We start from the raw sequence: 16,509 nt of genomic DNA on the forward strand, positions 1-16,509 counted from the left end.
GCCTGCCGGCGGTGCACGGCCTGAAAGTGGCCGCGGTGGCCGTCATCGCCCAGGCCGTATGGGGCATGGGCCGATCGCTCTGCCCCGATCGTCCGCGCGCCGGGCTGGCGATGGTGACCGCGCTGATGACGCTGGTGCTGCCGTCGACGCTGGGGCAGATCGGCGCCATCGCGTTGGGCGCCGTCGCTGGCGCCGCCCTGTTGCAGGTGCCGCCGCGGCCCCTCCTGGCCAACCGGACCCAGGGCGCGTCGCGCCTCGGCGGCTACGTCTGCCTGGCCCTGTTCATCCTGTTGCTGGTGGCGCTGCCGTTGTGGGCCGACCTGTCGGGCGCGCCGCTGGCGGCCCAACTGGCGGGGTTCTACCGTGCCGGCGCCCTGGTGTTCGGCGGCGGCCATGTCGTCCTGCCGCTGCTGCAGACGGCGGCGGTGGGCGGCGGCATGGTGCCGGACGCGGATTTCCTGGCCGGCTACGGCGTCGCGCAGGCCGTGCCCGGCCCCTTGTTCACCTTTGCCGCCTTCCTTGGCTCGGCCTCGGCCGGCCCCTTGTCGGGCTGGGCCGGCGGCCTGGCGATGCTGGTGGCCATCTTCCTGCCGGGCGCGTTGCTGGTGGCGGCGGCCTTGCCGTTCTGGGAAAGCCTGCGGCGACGGCCGGGCGTGCGCAACATGGTGGCGGGCGTGAACGCCGCGGTGGTCGGTATCCTGCTGTCGGCGCTGTATGACCCGGTATGGACCAGCGCGATCCGCGGCAAGTGGGATTTCGCGCTGGCGCTGGCGCTGTTCGGCCTGTTGGTCTATGCGCGCTGGTCGCCGTTGTGGGTGGTGCTGGCCGCGGCCGCGGGCGGTTGGGCGCTGGGCTGGCTGGCCTGACGGCCAGCGGTGGCGCGCCCGCGGCGGCTGGCGGCCTATTGGCGCCAGCGCGGCGCGCGCTTCTGCAGGAAGGCGTCGATGCCTTCACCCGCGTCTTCCTCCATCATGTTGCGGGCCATGACCTCGGCGGCGTATTCGTAGGCTTCGGCCTGCGGCATCTGGCGCTGGGCGTAGAACATGCGCTTGCCGTAGCGGATGGCCGCGGGGCTCTTGGCCACGATGACGTCAACCAGGGCCTGGACCCTCGCATCCAGCTCCTGCGCGGGCGCGACGTCGTTCAGCAGGCCCCAGTCGCGCGCCTGCTCGGCGTCGATGAAGCGCGCCGTGACCAGCATCTCGAAAGCGCGTTTGGCGGCGATGTTGCGGCTCAGGGCCACGGCCGGCGTCGAGCAGAACAGGCCGGCGTTGATGCCCGACACGGCGAATCGCGCCGTGTCCTCGGCCACCGCCAGGTCGCAGCTGGCGACCAGTTGGCAGCCCGCCGCGGTGGCCACGCCGCGGACCTTGGCGATTACCGGCACCGGCAGGGCCTGCAGGCCCTGCATCACGCCGCTGCATTTGCGGAACAGGGCCAGGTAGTAATCGAACGACGGCTGGCTGCGCATCTCGCGCAGATCGTGTCCGGCGCAAAAGGCGCGGCCGGCCGACTCCAGCACCACGCAACGCAGGTCCGGCGCGCGCGCCAGCGCATCGATGGCGGCGCGCAGCGCGTCCAGCAGGCCTTCGGACAGCGCATTGAACTGCGCCGGCCGGTTCAGGCGCAGCGTGGCGACGCCGTCCCGCAGCGTGTGCGACAGCAAGGGGTCTGGCGACGTGGCGGGGGCGGTTGCGGGCCGTGCAGGCGTCGAAAGCTCGGATGGCATGACATCTCCTGGAGAGAGGGATATGCCGATAGTAGGCCAAAGCGAGCGGGCGGCGCCGCGTCGGCATGCGTCAGGCGAGCGCGGCGCCGAGCTGCGCGCGCAGCCACGCCAGGCCGGCATCGGCATCGGCGCGTTCATGCCAGATCATTTCGAAGGCCAGGGGCGCGATAGGAAACGGCGCCGCGCCGACCGCCAATCCCGGCGGGACCGGGTCGACCGTGCGGCGCGCCACCGTCAGCAGCAGATCGGTGCCGGCCAGCATGGCAGGCGCCGCGGTCCAGTGCGGCAGGCGCACCGCCACACGGCGCGCGTGGCCGAGGCGGGCCAACGCGGCATCGACCTCGGCGGCGCGCTGGTCCGGTCCGGCCGCGACCAGCACGTGCGGCCGCGCCAGATACGCCTGCAAGGTCGACGGCACGCCCTGGCCGGCATCGGCGGCGCAGACGAAATCCTCCAGGAACAGCACCGCGCGGCGGATGTCGGCCGGTGTTTCGCCAAACACCGACAGCGCGAGGTCCAGCTGGCCATCGGCCACGCCGGCGATCATGCCGCTGCGGCTGGCATAGCTGATTTCCAGGTCGATGCCCGGCGCCTCGCGCCGCATGTGGCGCAACAGCGGCGGCAGCGCCACGCGCGCGCCGTAGTCCGACATGGCCAGACGAAACGCGCGCCGGCTCGCCGCCGGCTCGAACACCGCGCCCGCCAGTAGCCGGCGCACCTGCGCCAGCACATCGCGCAGCGGCGCCTCCAGCGCCAGCGCGTGGGCCGTGGGGCGCAAGCCGCCCCGGGTGCGATGGAACAGGGGGTCGCCCAGCAACACCCGCAGGCGCGCCAGCGCGTGGCTCATGGCCGGCTGGCTCATTGGCAGCCGGGCGGCGGCGCGGGTGAGGTGGCGTTCATGCAGCAGGGCATCCAGCACCACCAGCAGGTTCAGGTCGATTGCCCTTAGATTATTCGTGATGTGCATATCCAAAAGACGAATATCGAATTGGATTCAATGGTTGATGAATATGAGAATAGCGCCATTCCCATTCCCCATTCATCCATTACCGGAGTCCGGCCATGAATTTCTCGACCGCCTACGTCATTCCTGCCGCCGTCCTGGCCGGCGCGCTGGTGCCGATCCAGGCCGGCGCCAACGCCGCCCTGGGGCGCCATTTGGGCCATCCCTTGTGGGCCACCATGGTGTCATTGGCGGTCAGCGCTGTCGCGGCCATGGTGGTGATGGCGCTGCTGCGGGTGCCCGCGCCCAGTTTCGGCGAGATCGGCCGGCTGCCGTGGTGGGGCTGGACCGGCGGGCTGTCGGGCGTGTCCTACATCACGGCCGCACTGATGCTGGCGCCGCGTCTGGGCGCGGGCGCGTTCCTGGCGGCGGTGATCGCGGGCCAGATGCTGGCGGCGCTGCTGCTGGATCGCTATGCGCTGGTGGGCTTCGTGGGCAGCGCGCTCAATCCCGGGCGCCTGGCCGGCGCCGCGCTGATCGCGGGCGGCGCCTTGCTGATGCATCTGTCGAACGCGCCGCGCGCCGCGGCCTGAGGCGGGGCGCCGGAGCGCGCCGACGGTGGCGTCAGCGCCCCGCGCCCGCGCGGCGTGCCATCAGGCCCGACAGGCACAGCAGCGGCGCCACGATCAGCACGCCGATCAGTCCCATCGCCGCCTGCGGCGCGACGCCGTGGTCGAGCAGGGCGGTGGCGATGACGGCCGAACCGCTCATCTGGAACAGCCCGTAGACGGCGGCGGCGGTGCCGGCGCGGTCGGCGAAGGGTTCCAGCGCCAGGCTCAGGGCCGAACCGAGCGCCAGCGAGAAACCGACGGTCAGCACCGCCACCGGCAGCATGAAGATCCAGGCGGCCGAGGGCGCCCAGCGCCACGCGGCCAGGTGCATCAGCGCCGCCAGCAGCAGCGCGGCCATGCCGACCCGCAGCATGGCATGGCGGCCGAAACGCGCGATGAATACCGGCGCCAGGAAGAACGCCGCGATATTGATGGCGGCATTGCCGCCGAACCAGGCCGAGAAGCCCAGCTCGGAATAGCCCAGCTGCTGCACCAGCACCACCGGCGCGGCCGATACGAATACCAGGATCATCGCCATGCCGGCCATGCCGAAGACGGCGAAGTACAGGAAGCGGCCGCTGGTGATGATGGGCGCATAGCGGCGCAGGCTGTACAGCGGCGCGCGGCCGGCCGGCGGCGCGGTCCGCGTTTCGTCGAAGCGCCAGGCCAGCAGCAGGGCCAGCGCCAGCGCGAACAGCACCATGAAGACGAACGTGCTGCGCCAGCCCAGGTGCACGGCCAGGGCGCCGCCCAGCATCGGCGCCAGCGCCGGCACCGTGCAAAGGGCGCCGTTGAGGTAACTGTAGACACGCGCGCCGACAGCGGGACTGAACCGGTCGCGCACCGCCGCGAACGCCACCAGCGAGGCCGAGCAGGCGCCCAGGCCCTGGATCACGCGGGCGGCATAGAACAATTCCAGCGAGGTGGCGGCCGCGCCCAGCGCCGATCCCAGCAGGTAGGCAAGCGCGCCGCCCAGCGCCACCGGCCGCCGGCCGTAGCGGTCGGCCAGCGGGCCGATGAGGACCTGGCCGACGCCGACCGCGAAAATGAAGAGGGTGATGCTGGCCTGCAGCGCGCTGATCGGCTGCTCGAAGCCGGCCGCCATGGCCGGCAGCGAGGGCAGGTAGATGTCGATGCCCATGGGCGTCAGCGTGACCAGCCCCATCAGGAGGCCGATCAGCCAGGATTGGCGGCGGGCGGCGGGTAATGCAGACTTCATGGCAGGCTCGGGGCGCGTTGCACGCCCGGGAAAACCCGACATTATCCACCAGCCTGCGTCCACCCTGAAAGCCGCCCCGCCTGGGGGCCGGGCGAAGGCCGCCCAGGCGTTGGCAAACGCGCGGCGGCATCGGGCTGGCGTAGAATGATCCGCGCCATGACTACCGCCGCCACCCGTCCCCGCATCGTCATCCTCTATTGCACGCAGTGCCAATGGCTGTTGCGCGCCGGCTGGATGGCGCAGGAACTGTTGTCCACCTTCGCCACCGACCTGGGCGAAGTGGCGCTGCAGCCCGGCACCGGCGGCGTGTTTCAGATCACTTATGACGGCGAACTGCTCTGGGACCGCAAGCGCGATGGCGGCTTTCCCGAGGCCAAGGTGCTCAAGCAACGTGTGCGCGACCGCCTCGATCCGGGTCGGCCGCTGGGCCATATCGACGGCCATCGCGCCGCGCCCGAAGATCCGTCCGGGGCGTAAGCGCGGGCGCGGCGCGAGTCGCGCCTCTGCAAATGGGACAGCCGCCCCGGGGGCGGCCGTCCATCGGCGCGGCGTGGCTCAGGCCGCCGAACCGGATTGCCGCAGGGCCGCCTGCATCCTGTTCTTGTGGCGCACGGCCGATACCAGCAGCAGGGCGATCAGCATCACGCAGGCCAGCACGAAGCCCAGGCTGATCGGACGCGTCACGAAGATCGCCAGGTCGCCGCGCGACAGCAGCAGGGCGCGGCGGAAGTTCTCTTCCACCATCGGCCCGAGCACGAAGCCCAGCAGCAGCGGCGCCGGTTCGAAACGCAACCGTATCAACGCATAACCGGCCGCGCCGAACAGCGTCACCATGCCCACGTCGAACAGGTTGTTGTTGGTGCTGTAGACGCCGACGCAGACGAAGAACAGCGCCGCCGGGAACAGGTAGCGGAACGGCACGGTCAACAGGCGCACCCACATGCCGATCAGCGGCAGGTTGAGCAACAGCAGCAGCACGTTGCCGACCCAGAAGCTGGCGATCAGCCCCCAGAACATGTCGGCGTGCTCGACCATCATCTGCGGTCCGGGCTGGATGCCGTGGATGATCAATGCGCCCAGCATCAATGCCATCACCGGGTCGCCGGGGATGCCCAGGCTCATGGTGGGGATGAAGCTGGTCTGGGTCGAGGCGCTGGTGGCGGCCTCGGGGCCGGCGATGCCCTCGATGGCGCCGCGGCCGAAGCGGCGCGGCTCGCGCGCCACTTTCTTTTCCACCGCGTACGAGATGAACGAGGCGATGGTCGGGCCGGTGCCCGGCAGGATGCCGAATGCCGCGCCGATGGCGGTGCCGCGCACCAGCGCGCCGCGCGACTGCTTGATGTCGCCGGCTTCCGGCCGCATCGACTTCATGCTGACCTTGGTGCTGGTGACCTTGGTGTCGCCGCCGATCTGGTTGATGTTCTTGAGGAAGTCCGCCACGCCGAACAGGCCCATGGCCAGCGCCACGATCTGCAGGCCGTCGCTCAGTTCGAGGATGCCGAAGTGAAAGCGCATGGTGCCGGTGTTGACGTCGGTGCCGATCACGCCGAGCAACAGGCCGACCACCACCATCGCCACGCCCTTGATCGCCGAGCCCTTGGCCAGCGTGGCGCCGGCCAGCAGGCCCAGCATCATCATCGAGAAGTACTCGGCCGGGCCGAACTTGAAGGCCACGTCGACCAGCAGCGGCGAGAACAGGATCATCGCCAGGATGCCGACGGAGGCACCGCAGAACGACGAGAACATCAGCATGAACAGCGCCGAGCCGGCCTTGCCGTTGCGCGCCAGCGGATTGCCGTCCAGGCAGGCCACCGCGTGCGAGGCGGTGCCCGGCAGGTTCAGCATGATGGAGGTGATGCCGCCGCCATACTGCGAGCCGTAGTAGATGCCCGACAGCATCACCAGCGCCGCGGTCGGCGTCATGGTGTAGGTCAGCGGCAGCAGGATCGAGATGGCGGCCAGCACGCCCATGCCCGGCAGCACGCCGATCAGGTTGCCCATGAACACGCCGAACACGGCCCACAACAGGTTGTCGAGCGCGAACGCCACCGAGAACCCGTGCATCAGGTTATTGAGGATTTCCATGGCTCAACCCCAGCGGAACAGCGGGAACTGCAGCTGCAGCGCCCACGAGAACACCGCGACGCCGAGCAGCGTCACGCCTACCGCCAGCAGCGCCGCGCTGCGCACGGTGTGCTGGCGGTCGCCCATGGCCGAGATGAAGACCAGCGCGAACGTAGCGGGCACCAGGCCGCCGAATTTGCCGATCAGGATGAAAGCCATCAGGCCGCCGATGATGCAGCCCCAGCCGCGCCATTCCGGCGGGGGGATGTCCTCGGCGTCCTCTTCCGCCGCCAGGGGCGAATAGGCCGTGCGCGCGATGACCAGCCCCAGCAGGACCAGCAGCACGCCGAGGATGGCGGGGAACATGCCCGGGCCCATGCGGGCCAGGCTGCCGATGGTGTACGTGGATGCCTGCGCGATGGCGCCCAGGCCGAGCACGATCATCGTGCCCGCGGCCCACGCCTCGCGCTTGATGACGCTGCGTTTGGATTGCATTGGATTCCTTCCTCCCTTTGTTGTGGCTTTCTTCCGAGACTGACTTGGATCTGAAAAAAAGCTGACATTCCAATGAATGCGGGAGTCTAAAAATCCAAACTTCCGTTCACCTTTCAGGAAACGGAAAAAATTGCGGCGCCCCGGCGAGGCCACCGGCAAAACGCGGGAAATCCCTAGGCGGTTGCGGGATCCAAAGGCGCCGCAAATGCCGCCGGCGCGCGCGTCGACTGCCTTTCAAAGCTCCACACAATGGGTCAAATGCGTGAAATCCGGGTTGGCCACACTGTGCGGACCCGAGGGGCGGTGCGGGCGGTTTCGCCGCCACCCGCCATGCCGTCCCCCGGGCTCCCCGTGTGATTGCCCCGGAGTCCAAGCGCGATGAAAGCAGGCCGGTTCATGACGGATAGGCAGTACCCGCCCAGGCGCCGGCAGCGTGGTTTCACGCTGATCGAGATCATGGTGGTGATCGTCATCATGGGTATCCTGGCGGCGCTGATCGTGCCGCGGCTGCTGGACCGGCCCGACCAGGCGCGCGCGGTGGCGGCGCGCCAGGACATCAGCGCGCTGATGCAGGCGCTCAAGCTGTACCGGCTCGACAACGGCAGTTACCCCAATACCGAGCAGGGCCTGCGCGCCCTGGTCGAACGACCGGCTTCGGGGCCGGGCGCCTCGAGCGCCTGGCGCGCCTACTTGGACCGCCTGCCGAATGACCCCTGGGGCCACCCGTATCAATACCTGAACCCCGGCACCCGGGGCGAGATCGACGTGTTTTCGCTGGGCGCGGACGGCAAGCCGGATGGAGACGCGGGCAATGCCGACATCGGTTCCTGGCAGCTGTGACCGGCAGCGCGGCATGGCGGTGATCAGCGCCTTGCTGGTGGTGGCGGCGGTGACGATGATCGTCGCGTCGTTGCTGCAGCGCCAGGACACTTTCCTGCGCGCGGTGCAGGCGGCGCAGACGCGCGCCCAGGCCCAGGCCGTGCTCGAAGCCGGGCTGGGCCTGGCGCGCCAGTTGCTGCGGGAGGACAGCCGGCGCCAGGCCGCGACACGCGCCGATGGCGACTGGGCCGCGCCCATCATCGACACGCGTCTGCAACCGCCCGGCCGCGATACCGCCTTCGTCGGCCGGCTGGAGGACGAGCAGGGCAAGTTCAACCTGCGCAACCTGGTGTTCGAAGGACGGCTGCACCAGGACGGCGTGGAGGAACTGCTGCGCCTGTGCGCCCTGGTTGGCGTGGCGCCCGAGGTGGGCATGGCCATCGCCCAGCGCATGCTCGATTCGCAGCCGGGGGCGGCGTCGGGCGCGGTGCTGCCGGCGCCGCGCGGCCTGGAGGAGCTTGCCGGCGTGGCGGGCGTGGACGCGGCGGTGCTGGCGCGGCTGCGGCGCCATGTGACGGTGCTGCCGCGCGTCACCCTGGTCAACGTCAACACCGCCAGCGCCGAAGTCATCGCGGCGCGCGTGCCGGGCATGTCGCTGGAGCAGGCCAGGGCCATGGTGGCGCAGCGCGACGGCGGCCTCTGGTTCGTCAACCAGGGCGACTTCGCCAATCGCCTGGCCAGCGCCAGCGGCGCCGGACAGGCCGCGGGCGCCGATACAGGCAACAACGCAAGCGGCAACGCCAGCAACAACGCCCGCGGCGACACCCCCGTGGCGGCGCCGCAAGCGCCGCGCGTGGCGGTGGCCAGCGGTTGGTTCACCTTGACCGGCGCGGCCCGGCTGGGCGGCGCGATCCTGCCGTTGAAGGCGCTGCTGGCGCGCACCAGCGACGGCGCCTCGCGCATCGTCTGGTCGCGGGAAGGCGCGTGATGGCCTCGATCCGCGTGCTGTTGCCGCCATTGCGCATTCTCGCGGCCGATACGCCGCTGCCCCTGGCGGTGCAAGAGAAGGCCGGCTGGCGCCGCCAGGCGCCCCTGGCCCTGGCGGAACTGGGGCGGCGCTGGCCGGGCGCGCGCGTCACCGTTTTCCTGCATCCCGAAGACCTCACGCTGACGTCGGTGTCGTTGCCGCCGCTGACGCGGGCCCGCTTGCGGATCGCGGTGGAAGGCGCGATCGAACCGCTGGCGCTGGGGGAACCCGACACCTTGCGCATCGGCCACGGCGCCCGCGACGCCGATGGGTGGGTCGCCGTGGCCTGGGTCGACGCCCAGGCGGCCGCGGATGCGCAGTCGTTGCTCTCCGCCAACGGATTGTCGCTGGCGGCCTTCGCGCCGACGCCGTTGTGGCTGCCCGAGACCGCGTCGGGCTGGACGCTGTATTGCCTGGATGGCTACCTGGTGGCGCGCCAGCCCGACGGACGCGGCGCGCTGTATGCGCGGGAAATGACCGATGACGACACGCCGTCGACACTGGCGCGGACGTTGGGGCCGGACGCCGCCGCTTGCGCCGCCGGCGCCCGCCAGTGGATCGGCGCCGTGCCGGCGCAGTGGCGTGGCGATGCGCCCGACCCGGTGTTGCCGGAGGCGGCCTGCGGCGTGATGGCCGATATCCCCTGGAGCATCGCGGCCGCCGCCGACGGCCATGCGGCGGCCGGCGCATGGGGCTGGGGCAGGGCGACCGCGCTGGCCATGGCTGCGGCCGCGGTATGGATGGCCGGCCTGGCATTGCAGGCAACCCGGTTGGAACATGGCGCGCAGGCCCTGCGCCAGCAACAGGCGCAGGCGTTGCGCCAGGTGTTTCCGTCGATCACCACGGTGGTCGATCCGCTGGCGCAGGCGCGCCGGCAATTGGCCGCGCGCCGCGCCGGCACGGGCGATGACTGGCGCGAACTCGGGTTCCTGTTGCGGGCGGCGCGCGAACACATGGCCTTCGCCGCGGGCGACGTGCTGGCCTGGCGCTACGAGGCGGGCGGCCTGGAGCTGGACATGCCGCCCGCGGCCCGTCCCGGGACGCCGGATGCGCCCGCCGACGGCAAGCCGGCGGCTACGCCCGGCTGGGTCCAGGCGGCGCGCCAGGCGGGCTTGGCGGTCCAGGCCACCGCGACCGGTTGGCGCCTGCGCCGCGCGCCGGCGGATGCCGAGGCCGGGAAGGCGGAACGCTCATGACGCTGGCGCCTCCTCCCAGACCGCTGGGCCTGCCGGCGCTTTGGCGCGGTCGCTGGCGCGCGCGCCGCCAGGCCTGGCAAGCCCGCGGCGTGGCGGCCTGGACGCGCCTGTCGCACAGCGAAAAGCGCCTGCTGGCGCTTTGTGCCTGCGTCGTCGGCGCGGCGCTGTGCTGGCTGGCGGTGATCGAACCGTCGCTGGCGCGCATCGAGCGCAGCCGGCAAGCGCTGCGGCAGCTGGAAGCGGGCGCGCGCGAACTCGATGCCGTATTGCGCCAGGCCGGCCCGCCGCCAAAGGCGCGGCAGGCGACGGTGTCGGCCGAAACACTGGGCCGCTGGCTCGATGCGGCCGGACTGGCGGGCCGCTACGAGGTCAGCGCCGACGCCGCCGGCGCCTGGCGCATTCGCTTCGACCACGCGCCCGCCGCGCCGCTGGCGGCCTGGCTGCTGGCCGGCCCGGCGCCGTTGCCGCTGGCGTTGACGCGCGTCGAGCTGCAACGCCAGGACGAAGCCGAGCCCGCCGAGCCTGGCGTAGCGCCGGGCGAAGGCCTGGCCGGCGTGGTGCTGCTCGGTCCCATTTCCCCCAACGAAAGGTAATCCCGTGACGCAGTACCCCTTGCAGCGCACCGTCTACCGCGCGTCCGCCCGCCGCACCGCCGCCAGCATGGCCAAGCTGCTGGCGCTGGCGGGGTGCGCGTCCCAGCAACGGCAGGCTGGTCCCGTGGCCGAGGTATCGATCGACCGCGTGCCGCCCCTGGCATCGTCGTTGGCGCCATGAACGCGCGCGATGCCAGCCCGCGTCACAAGCTGCCCTATGCCTGGGCGCGGCAGCACCGGGCGCTGCTGCAGTGGCAGGGCGGGGGTGTCGGCGAACTGATCATCACCGACCAGACGCCGGCCTGGGCCGTGATCGAGGCGCGGCGTCGCCATGGCCCCATGGCGCTGCGCCGCGCCGCCGACGCCGAGTTCGACGGGCTGCTGGCCGCCGCCTACGCCGATGCCGGCGACGCCGCCTCGGTGGTCGGCGCGGCCGAGAACGAGGTCGACCTGGACCGCCTGCTGCACGAGATGCCCGAGGTCACCGACCTGCTGGACGCGCAGGACGACGCGCCGGTGATCCGCATGATCAACGCGCTCTTCACGCAGGCCGCGCGCGACGGCGCCAGCGACATCCACATCGAGCCCTATGAAACCCATTCGGTGGTGCGCTACCGGGTCGACGGCGGGCTGCGCGACGTGGTCAGCCCGCGCAAGGCGTTGCACGGCGCGCTGATCTCGCGCATCAAGATCATGGCGCACCTGGACATCGCCGAAAAACGGCTGCCGCAGGACGGGCGCATCGCGCTGCGCGTGGGCGGCCGGCCGATCGACATCCGCGTTTCCACCGTGCCCACCGGCCACGGCGAACGCGCGGTGCTGCGCCTGCTGGACAAGGAGGCCGGCCGCCTGCGGCTGGAGAAGCTGGGCATGGCGCCGGGCGTGCTGCGCGAACTGGATCGCCTGGTGCACCAGCCGCATGGCATCGTGCTGGTCACCGGGCCCACCGGCAGCGGCAAGACCACCACGCTGTATGCCGCGCTGGGCCAGATCGACGCCGCCACCTCGAACGTGCTGACGGTCGAGGATCCGGTGGAATACGACCTGCCGGGCATCAGCCAGATCCAGGTCAACGCCAAGATCGACATGAGCTTCGCGGTGGCGCTGCGCGCCATCCTGCGGCAGGACCCGGACGTCATCATGATCGGCGAGATCCGCGACCTGGAGACCGCGCAGATCGCGGTGCAGGCCTCGCTGACGGGCCACCTGGTGCTGGCCACGCTGCACACCAACGATGCCGTTTCGGCGCTGACGCGGCTGACCGACATGGGCGTGGAACGCTTCCTGCTGGCCTCGTCGCTGCTGGGCGTGCTGGCGCAGCGCCTGGTGCGGCGCCTGTGCCCGGACTGCCGCCGGCCATCGCCGCAGGAACCGGGCCTGTTCGAGCCCGTGGGTTGTCCGGCCTGCAACCACACGGGTTATCGCGGCCGCACCGGCATCCACGAGTTGTACATCGTCGATGACGCCCAGCGCGGCCTGATCCACGAGGGCGCCGGCGAACAGCAGCTGCGCGTGGCCGCGCAGCGCGCCGGCATGAAGCTGATGCGCGAGGACGGCGAACGCTGGGTGCTTGCCGGCCAGACCTCGCGCGAGGAAATCATCCGCGTCACGCGGGACGGGTAGGGCGAATCATGCCGGATTTTCGTTTCGAAGCGGCCGACGCGCTCGGCAGGATCCAGCGCGGCGTGTTGAGCGCCGACAGCGCCCGCGCCGCCCGCGCGCAGCTGCGGGCCCAGGGGCTGACCGCGCTGGCGGTGCGCCTGTCGGCCCGGCGCGGAGCCGGCTCGGCGGAGCTGTTCGCCGCGCGGCTGTCCGACAGCGATCTGGCCTGGGCCACGCGCCAGCTTGCCAGCCTGCTGGCCGCCGGGCTGCCGCTGGAAGGCGCGCTGTCGGCCACCGTCGAGCAGGCCGAAAAGAAGCATATCGCCGCCACGTTTTCCGGCGTGCGCGCCGACGTGCGCGGCGGGCAACGCTTTTCCGATGCCCTGAGCGCCCGGCCGCGCGATTTCCCGCCGATCTACCGCGCCCTGATCAAGGCCGGCGAGGACTCCGGCGACCTGGCCCGCATCATGGAACGGCTGGCCGACTACATCGAGGGGCGCAATGCGCTGCGCTCGAAAGTGCTGACCGCGTTCATCTATCCGGCCATCGTCGGGGTGGTGTCGATCTGCATCGTGGTGTTCCTGCTGGCCTACGTCGTGCCGCAGGTGGTCAGCGCCTTTTCGCAGGCCCGCCAGGAGCTGCCCTGGATCACCCGCGCCATGCTCGCCGCCAGCGATTACGTGCGCGCCTGGGGCGGCTTGAACGCGCTGGTCGCGGCGCTGCTGTTCGGCCTGTGGCGCCTGTCGCAGCGCGCCGAGGCGGCGCGGCTCGCGTGGCACGGGCGCATCCTGCGGCTGCCGATGATCGGCCGCTTCGCGCTGGGCGTGAACACCGCGCGTTTCGCCGCCACGCTGGCGATCCTGGCCGATGCCGGCGTGCCGCTGCTGCGCGCGCTGGACGCCGCGCGGCAGACGCTGGCCAACGACTGCCTGCGCCGCGCGGTGCTCGACGCCACCGAACGCATCGAAGGCGGGTCGGGCCTGGGCGCGGCGCTGCGCCAGCAGAAGGTGTTTCCGCCGCTGCTCTGCCACCTGGTCGCCAGCGGCGAGAAGACCGGCACGCTGGCGCGCATGCTGGACCGCGCCGCGCAGACGCTGTCCGCCGACATCGAGCGGCGCGCCATGGCCATGACGGCGATGCTCGAACCGCTGATGATCCTGATCATGGGCGGGGTGGTGCTGACCATCGTGCTGGCGGTGATGCTGCCGATCATGGAGATCAACCAGATGGTGGGCTGAGACGGTATCGACACGCGCGCCGCAACGTGAAAGCGCAATCCGCGCGGGCGTGGCGAACTCCGCACATCTCCGCACATTCTTACCTCACTCCACACCTTTTTTCCCGTCGCTGTCACCTCGTCTGATCAACATGTCTCCAACGCGTCAGGCCGGTCTTTGCAGAGCGCCGCCGGATGCGTTCTCGGGTCCATTCGTTCTTTTCTCCCCACGCAGTTCTCTCCTAAACGAGTGCAAGGAGCAAGACATGTTCAATCGCAATTCCCTGGTCGCCGCGCTGTCGGCGGTCGGCATGCTGTCCCTGTCGGGCGCCGCCCTGGCGCAACAGGTCGTGGTGTCGGGTGGCGCGACGCTGCCCCAACCGCTGTACCAGGATGAAATCAACAGCTTCCCGGCGTCGACCTTCAAGGCCTACGTCGGCAAAGGCAGCGGCGCGGGCAAGACCGCCTTCCTGACCAACAGCGCCGTCGGCTTCGACAGCACCGGCGTGGTCCACTGGATCGGCAGCGACTCGATCCTGACCCAGACCCAGATCAACGACTACCTGACGACCGGCCTGGGCAAGATCGGCAATACCTCGGGTCATGGCCCGCTGGTCCAGATCCCGTCGGTGGGCACGCCCGTGACGATCTCGTACAAGGGTCCCGCGGCCGGCGTCACGCTGAACAAGGCGCAGCTGTGCGGCGTGCTGTCGGGCAAGTACACCAAGTGGAGCGACGTCGGTGTCTCCTCCGGCTCGGCGCCCGACGCCTTCACGGTGATCTACCGTTCGGACAGCAGCGGCACCACCGAACTGCTGACCCGCCACCTGCAGGCCGTCTGCGGCACCGACGCCAACGTCGCGTTCAGCGGCAAGAGCACCTTCGCCCAGGAATTCCCGGGCAACACGCCGCCGGCCAACTTCCTGGCCGCCGCCGGCAGCGGCGGCGTGGCCACGGCCATCAGCGCCCAGGCCTCGGCCATCACCTACCTGAGCCCGGATCCCTCCTTCACCGTTGCGCTCGAACAGGCCTCGCTGATCAACAAGAACAACAGCGTGGCGTACGCGCCGACCTCGGCCAACGTCAGCACCGCCCTGGGTAGCGCGGCGGCCCTGCCGCCCGCCACCGGTGTGGTGCAACGTGACCCGGCCGGCGCCAACTGGACCGACACGAACAACCAGGCCAACCCGTTCAACTGGGTGCGTTCGACGGTCAACCCGGGTTCGGGCTACCCGATCGTGGGCTACACCAACTTCGTGTTCAGCCAGTGCTACACCGACGCGGCCGTGGCCACGGCGATCAAGAACTTCCTGACCACGCACTACTCGACCGCCAACTCGACGGTCGGTGGCAGCAACCCCGGCAAGATCGACCAGCACAAGCTGGTTCCGCTGACCCCGGCGAACCGCACGCGCGTGCTGGCCGCCTTCATCAACGGCACCACCGCCAACCTGAACATCAACAACGCGACGGTTTGCGGCAGCTACGCCGGCCGTGGTTGATTTCACGATGGTTCGCTAGCACTGGCCGTCAAGGCAGAGCGGGGCGGAGCAACCGGCAACGGGGCTTCGCCCTTTTTTTCCAGGGCGCGGCGCTACATGCCGGCAGGCGCCCGATGCCCGGAGTTCGCCATGAGCAATTACCTTCGCCGCTTCGCCACGCTGTGCCTGCTGGCCCAGGCCTGCATCCACGGCGCGGCCGCCGGCCAGACGATAGTCTCGGGCGGCGCCAGCTTGCCCCTGCCGCTGTACCAGGAGACCCTCGCCAAACTCCCGCCGGGGATTTTTCCGTCCTACGTGGGCACGGGCAGCACGGCCGGATTGCGCGCGTTCCTGCTCAATACCGCGGACACGTTCGGCCGCAACGGGGCAGTCCACTGGATTGGCAGCGAGACGCCGTTGACCCAGGCGCAGATCGCCGACTACCTGGTCCAGGGTTGGGGCCGGCAGGGCGACCCCGCCGGCCATGGGCCGTTGATCCAGATCCCGGCCGCGTATGTGGCCGTCACGATTTCCTACAAGGGCCCGTCGCAGCCCGTCACGCTGAGTTCCCGGCAGCTTTGCGCGATCTTCTCGGGCATGGTGGATCGCTGGAGCCAGTTGGGTGTGTCGGTGCCGCCCTCGCTGGACGCCTTCAAGCTGGTCTACCGTGCAGACGGCAGCGGCACTACCGCGTTGCTGACCCGTCATCTGCGTGCCGTCTGCGAAACCGGCGGCGCCTTGCGGTTCACTGGCAAGAGTGTGTTCCGGGAGGAGTTCCCGCCCGGGCCCTTGCCGGCCCATTTCGTCGAGGCGCATGGAGACGACGGCGCCGCCGCGGCGATGGCGGGGAATGTCTCGGCCATCACCTATATCGGACCGGACCCCGCCTACACCGCCGGGATCAAACAGGCCTGGCTGGTCAACCTGCATGATGGGGTGGCCTACCTGCCGACGTCCGCCAATGTCCTCGCGGCAATGGAATCGACCGGCGCGCCGGCGCTGCCCAACGGCACGGCGGTGGGGCGCGGTCCGGGCGCGCCGGGCTGGTCGTCGCCGGACAATCCGGGCAATCCGGCCAACTGGGTGCGGATCGTGGCGGATCCGCCCAGCGGCTATCCGATCGTGGGCTCCACCAACCTGGTGCTGAGCCAGTGCTATGCCGATACCATCGTCACGAGCGCCTTGCGGGTGTTTCTCAAGCGCCTGTACGAGGACCCCGCGGCCATCGCCAGCCATCAGTTGGCGCCGCTGCCCGCCACGCTGCGCGCGCACCTGCTGGCCACCTTCGTCAGCCCCGCGGGGACGCCGGCGCGCTTGAACCTCGGCAATGCGGCCGTGTGCGGCGACGTCGCCGGCCGTGGCTGAGGCGCGCGCCGCACTGTTACGCCACTCCACACCTTTTTTCCCGCCGCTGTCATCTGGCGGACACATCATTGCCGGTGTCGCGGCCATTTGCCGCGCGTTCGCGCATGCCGCGAGCGCGCCCGGCCCGGCACCCATATCGACAGCCGCCT

17 protein-coding genes are annotated in these 16,509 nt (G+C 70.6%); 12 read left to right on the forward strand and 5 right to left on the reverse strand.

Features of this window, described 5'->3' with window-relative positions; translation table 11 throughout:
* The coding region (chrA, locus tag DK459_RS08680; protein ID WP_110134675.1) for a chromate efflux transporter at positions 1 to 866 on the forward strand (866 nt) is incomplete at its 5' end.
* Between the two features lie 35 nt (positions 867 to 901).
* Here chrA and DK459_RS08685 read toward each other — a convergent pair.
* Together DK459_RS08685 and DK459_RS08690 are read right to left on the reverse strand one after the other, a co-directional pair.
* A complete protein-coding gene (locus tag DK459_RS08685; RefSeq protein WP_054499050.1) occupies positions 902 to 1,729 on the reverse strand; it encodes an enoyl-CoA hydratase in 828 nt (275 codons plus the stop codon).
* A gap of 70 nt (positions 1,730 to 1,799) precedes the next feature.
* A complete protein-coding gene (locus DK459_RS08690; protein ID WP_024068813.1) occupies positions 1,800 to 2,696 on the reverse strand; it encodes a LysR family transcriptional regulator in 897 nt (298 codons plus the stop codon).
* A gap of 95 nt (positions 2,697 to 2,791) precedes the next feature.
* On the opposite strand from DK459_RS08690, the gene DK459_RS08695 reads away from it, so the two are divergent.
* Positions 2,792 to 3,265 carry a DMT family transporter gene (locus DK459_RS08695; protein ID WP_054499049.1) on the forward strand — a complete coding sequence of 158 codons (474 nt, stop codon included), beginning with the start codon at positions 2,792 to 2,794 and terminating at the stop codon, positions 3,263 to 3,265.
* 31 nt (positions 3,266 to 3,296) lie between these two features.
* On the opposite strand, the gene DK459_RS08700 is transcribed toward DK459_RS08695, so the two are convergent.
* Entirely contained in the window at positions 3,297 to 4,502 is a 1,206-nt protein-coding gene (locus tag DK459_RS08700) for a multidrug effflux MFS transporter (RefSeq protein ID WP_024068814.1), read from the reverse strand.
* A 156-nt stretch (positions 4,503 to 4,658) separates the two neighbouring features.
* Between DK459_RS08700 and DK459_RS08705 the strand changes: the two genes are divergently transcribed.
* On the forward strand, positions 4,659 to 4,979 hold the full coding sequence (locus DK459_RS08705; protein WP_054439895.1) for a SelT/SelW/SelH family protein: 321 nt from the start codon (positions 4,659 to 4,661) through the stop codon (positions 4,977 to 4,979).
* Positions 4,980 to 5,057: 78 nt separating this feature from the next.
* On the opposite strand, the gene DK459_RS08710 is transcribed toward DK459_RS08705, so the two are convergent.
* The gene (locus DK459_RS08710; RefSeq protein WP_024068816.1) at positions 5,058 to 6,587 is read right to left on the reverse strand and encodes a tripartite tricarboxylate transporter permease; all 1,530 of its coding nucleotides are present in this window, start codon (positions 6,585 to 6,587) and stop codon (positions 5,058 to 5,060) included.
* 3 nt (positions 6,588 to 6,590) lie between these two features.
* Positions 6,591 to 7,061 (reverse strand): tripartite tricarboxylate transporter TctB family protein, encoded by a 471-nt coding sequence (locus DK459_RS08715; protein WP_024068817.1) that lies wholly within the window; start codon positions 7,059 to 7,061, stop codon positions 6,591 to 6,593.
* Positions 7,062 to 7,457: 396 nt separating this feature from the next.
* On the opposite strand from DK459_RS08715, the gene gspG reads away from it, so the two are divergent.
* From gspG to DK459_RS08755, 9 genes are all read left to right on the forward strand, one after another.
* Positions 7,458 to 7,901: a type II secretion system major pseudopilin GspG gene (gspG, locus tag DK459_RS08720; protein ID WP_026384969.1), complete on the forward strand. Its 444-nt coding sequence runs from the start codon at positions 7,458 to 7,460 to the stop codon at positions 7,899 to 7,901.
* Positions 7,873 to 8,868, forward strand: a complete 996-nt coding sequence (gene gspK / locus DK459_RS08725; RefSeq protein WP_158070840.1) for a type II secretion system minor pseudopilin GspK — start codon at positions 7,873 to 7,875, stop codon at positions 8,866 to 8,868. The genes gspG and gspK overlap by 29 nt, the downstream gene beginning before the upstream one ends.
* The gene (gspL, locus tag DK459_RS08730; RefSeq protein WP_024068819.1) at positions 8,868 to 10,103 is read left to right on the forward strand and encodes a type II secretion system protein GspL; all 1,236 of its coding nucleotides are present in this window, start codon (positions 8,868 to 8,870) and stop codon (positions 10,101 to 10,103) included. Before gspK ends, gspL begins: the two co-directional genes overlap by 1 nt.
* Positions 10,100 to 10,696, forward strand: a complete 597-nt coding sequence (gene gspM / locus DK459_RS08735; RefSeq protein ID WP_024068820.1) for a type II secretion system protein GspM — start codon at positions 10,100 to 10,102, stop codon at positions 10,694 to 10,696. Before gspL ends, gspM begins: the two co-directional genes overlap by 4 nt.
* A 4-nt stretch (positions 10,697 to 10,700) precedes the next feature.
* A complete protein-coding gene (locus DK459_RS30600; protein WP_024068821.1) occupies positions 10,701 to 10,877 on the forward strand; it encodes a hypothetical protein in 177 nt (58 codons plus the stop codon).
* Complete coding sequence (gspE, locus tag DK459_RS08740; protein ID WP_024068822.1) at positions 10,874 to 12,319, forward strand: type II secretion system ATPase GspE; 1,446 nt, start codon at positions 10,874 to 10,876, stop codon at positions 12,317 to 12,319. The genes DK459_RS30600 and gspE overlap by 4 nt, the downstream gene beginning before the upstream one ends.
* A gap of 8 nt (positions 12,320 to 12,327) precedes the next feature.
* Positions 12,328 to 13,536 (forward strand): type II secretion system inner membrane protein GspF, encoded by a 1,209-nt coding sequence (gspF, locus tag DK459_RS08745; protein WP_024068823.1) that lies wholly within the window; start codon positions 12,328 to 12,330, stop codon positions 13,534 to 13,536.
* Between the two features lie 244 nt (positions 13,537 to 13,780).
* The gene (locus tag DK459_RS08750; RefSeq protein ID WP_006384901.1) at positions 13,781 to 15,016 is read left to right on the forward strand and encodes a substrate-binding domain-containing protein; all 1,236 of its coding nucleotides are present in this window, start codon (positions 13,781 to 13,783) and stop codon (positions 15,014 to 15,016) included.
* Positions 15,017 to 15,145: 129 nt separating this feature from the next.
* A complete protein-coding gene (locus tag DK459_RS08755) occupies positions 15,146 to 16,360 on the forward strand; it encodes a substrate-binding domain-containing protein (RefSeq protein WP_024068825.1) in 1,215 nt (404 codons plus the stop codon).
* Positions 16,361 to 16,509: the final 149 nt, after the last annotated feature.

Origin of the sequence: Achromobacter sp. RW408, from assembly GCF_003184165.1 — a bacterium.
Classification (GTDB): domain Bacteria; phylum Pseudomonadota; class Gammaproteobacteria; order Burkholderiales; family Burkholderiaceae_B; genus Achromobacter; species Achromobacter xylosoxidans.

What these genes read in the sequence shown, in the direction of transcription:
- gspL (WP_024068819.1), top strand. Translation starts at nt 8,868, where the DNA reads ATGGCCTCGATCCGCGTGCTGTTGCCGCCATTGCGCATTCTCGCGGCC.
- gspF (WP_024068823.1), top strand. Translation starts at nt 12,328, where the DNA reads ATGCCGGATTTTCGTTTCGAAGCGGCCGACGCGCTCGGCAGGATCCAG.
- gspE (WP_024068822.1), top strand. Translation starts at nt 10,874, where the DNA reads ATGAACGCGCGCGATGCCAGCCCGCGTCACAAGCTGCCCTATGCCTGG.
- DK459_RS08700 (WP_024068814.1), bottom strand. Translation starts at nt 4,502, where the DNA reads ATGAAGTCTGCATTACCCGCCGCCCGCCGCCAATCCTGGCTGATCGGC.
- DK459_RS08755 (WP_024068825.1), top strand. Translation starts at nt 15,146, where the DNA reads ATGAGCAATTACCTTCGCCGCTTCGCCACGCTGTGCCTGCTGGCCCAG.
- gspM (WP_024068820.1), top strand. Translation starts at nt 10,100, where the DNA reads ATGACGCTGGCGCCTCCTCCCAGACCGCTGGGCCTGCCGGCGCTTTGG.
- DK459_RS08690 (WP_024068813.1), bottom strand. Translation starts at nt 2,696, where the DNA reads ATGCACATCACGAATAATCTAAGGGCAATCGACCTGAACCTGCTGGTG.
- DK459_RS08705 (WP_054439895.1), top strand. Translation starts at nt 4,659, where the DNA reads ATGACTACCGCCGCCACCCGTCCCCGCATCGTCATCCTCTATTGCACG.
- DK459_RS08750 (WP_006384901.1), top strand. Translation starts at nt 13,781, where the DNA reads ATGTTCAATCGCAATTCCCTGGTCGCCGCGCTGTCGGCGGTCGGCATG.
- gspG (WP_026384969.1), top strand. Translation starts at nt 7,458, where the DNA reads ATGACGGATAGGCAGTACCCGCCCAGGCGCCGGCAGCGTGGTTTCACG.
- DK459_RS08685 (WP_054499050.1), bottom strand. Translation starts at nt 1,729, where the DNA reads ATGCCATCCGAGCTTTCGACGCCTGCACGGCCCGCAACCGCCCCCGCC.
- gspK (WP_158070840.1), top strand. Translation starts at nt 7,873, where the DNA reads ATGCCGACATCGGTTCCTGGCAGCTGTGACCGGCAGCGCGGCATGGCG.
- DK459_RS08715 (WP_024068817.1), bottom strand. Translation starts at nt 7,061, where the DNA reads ATGCAATCCAAACGCAGCGTCATCAAGCGCGAGGCGTGGGCCGCGGGC.
- DK459_RS08695 (WP_054499049.1), top strand. Translation starts at nt 2,792, where the DNA reads ATGAATTTCTCGACCGCCTACGTCATTCCTGCCGCCGTCCTGGCCGGC.
- DK459_RS08710 (WP_024068816.1), bottom strand. Translation starts at nt 6,587, where the DNA reads ATGGAAATCCTCAATAACCTGATGCACGGGTTCTCGGTGGCGTTCGCG.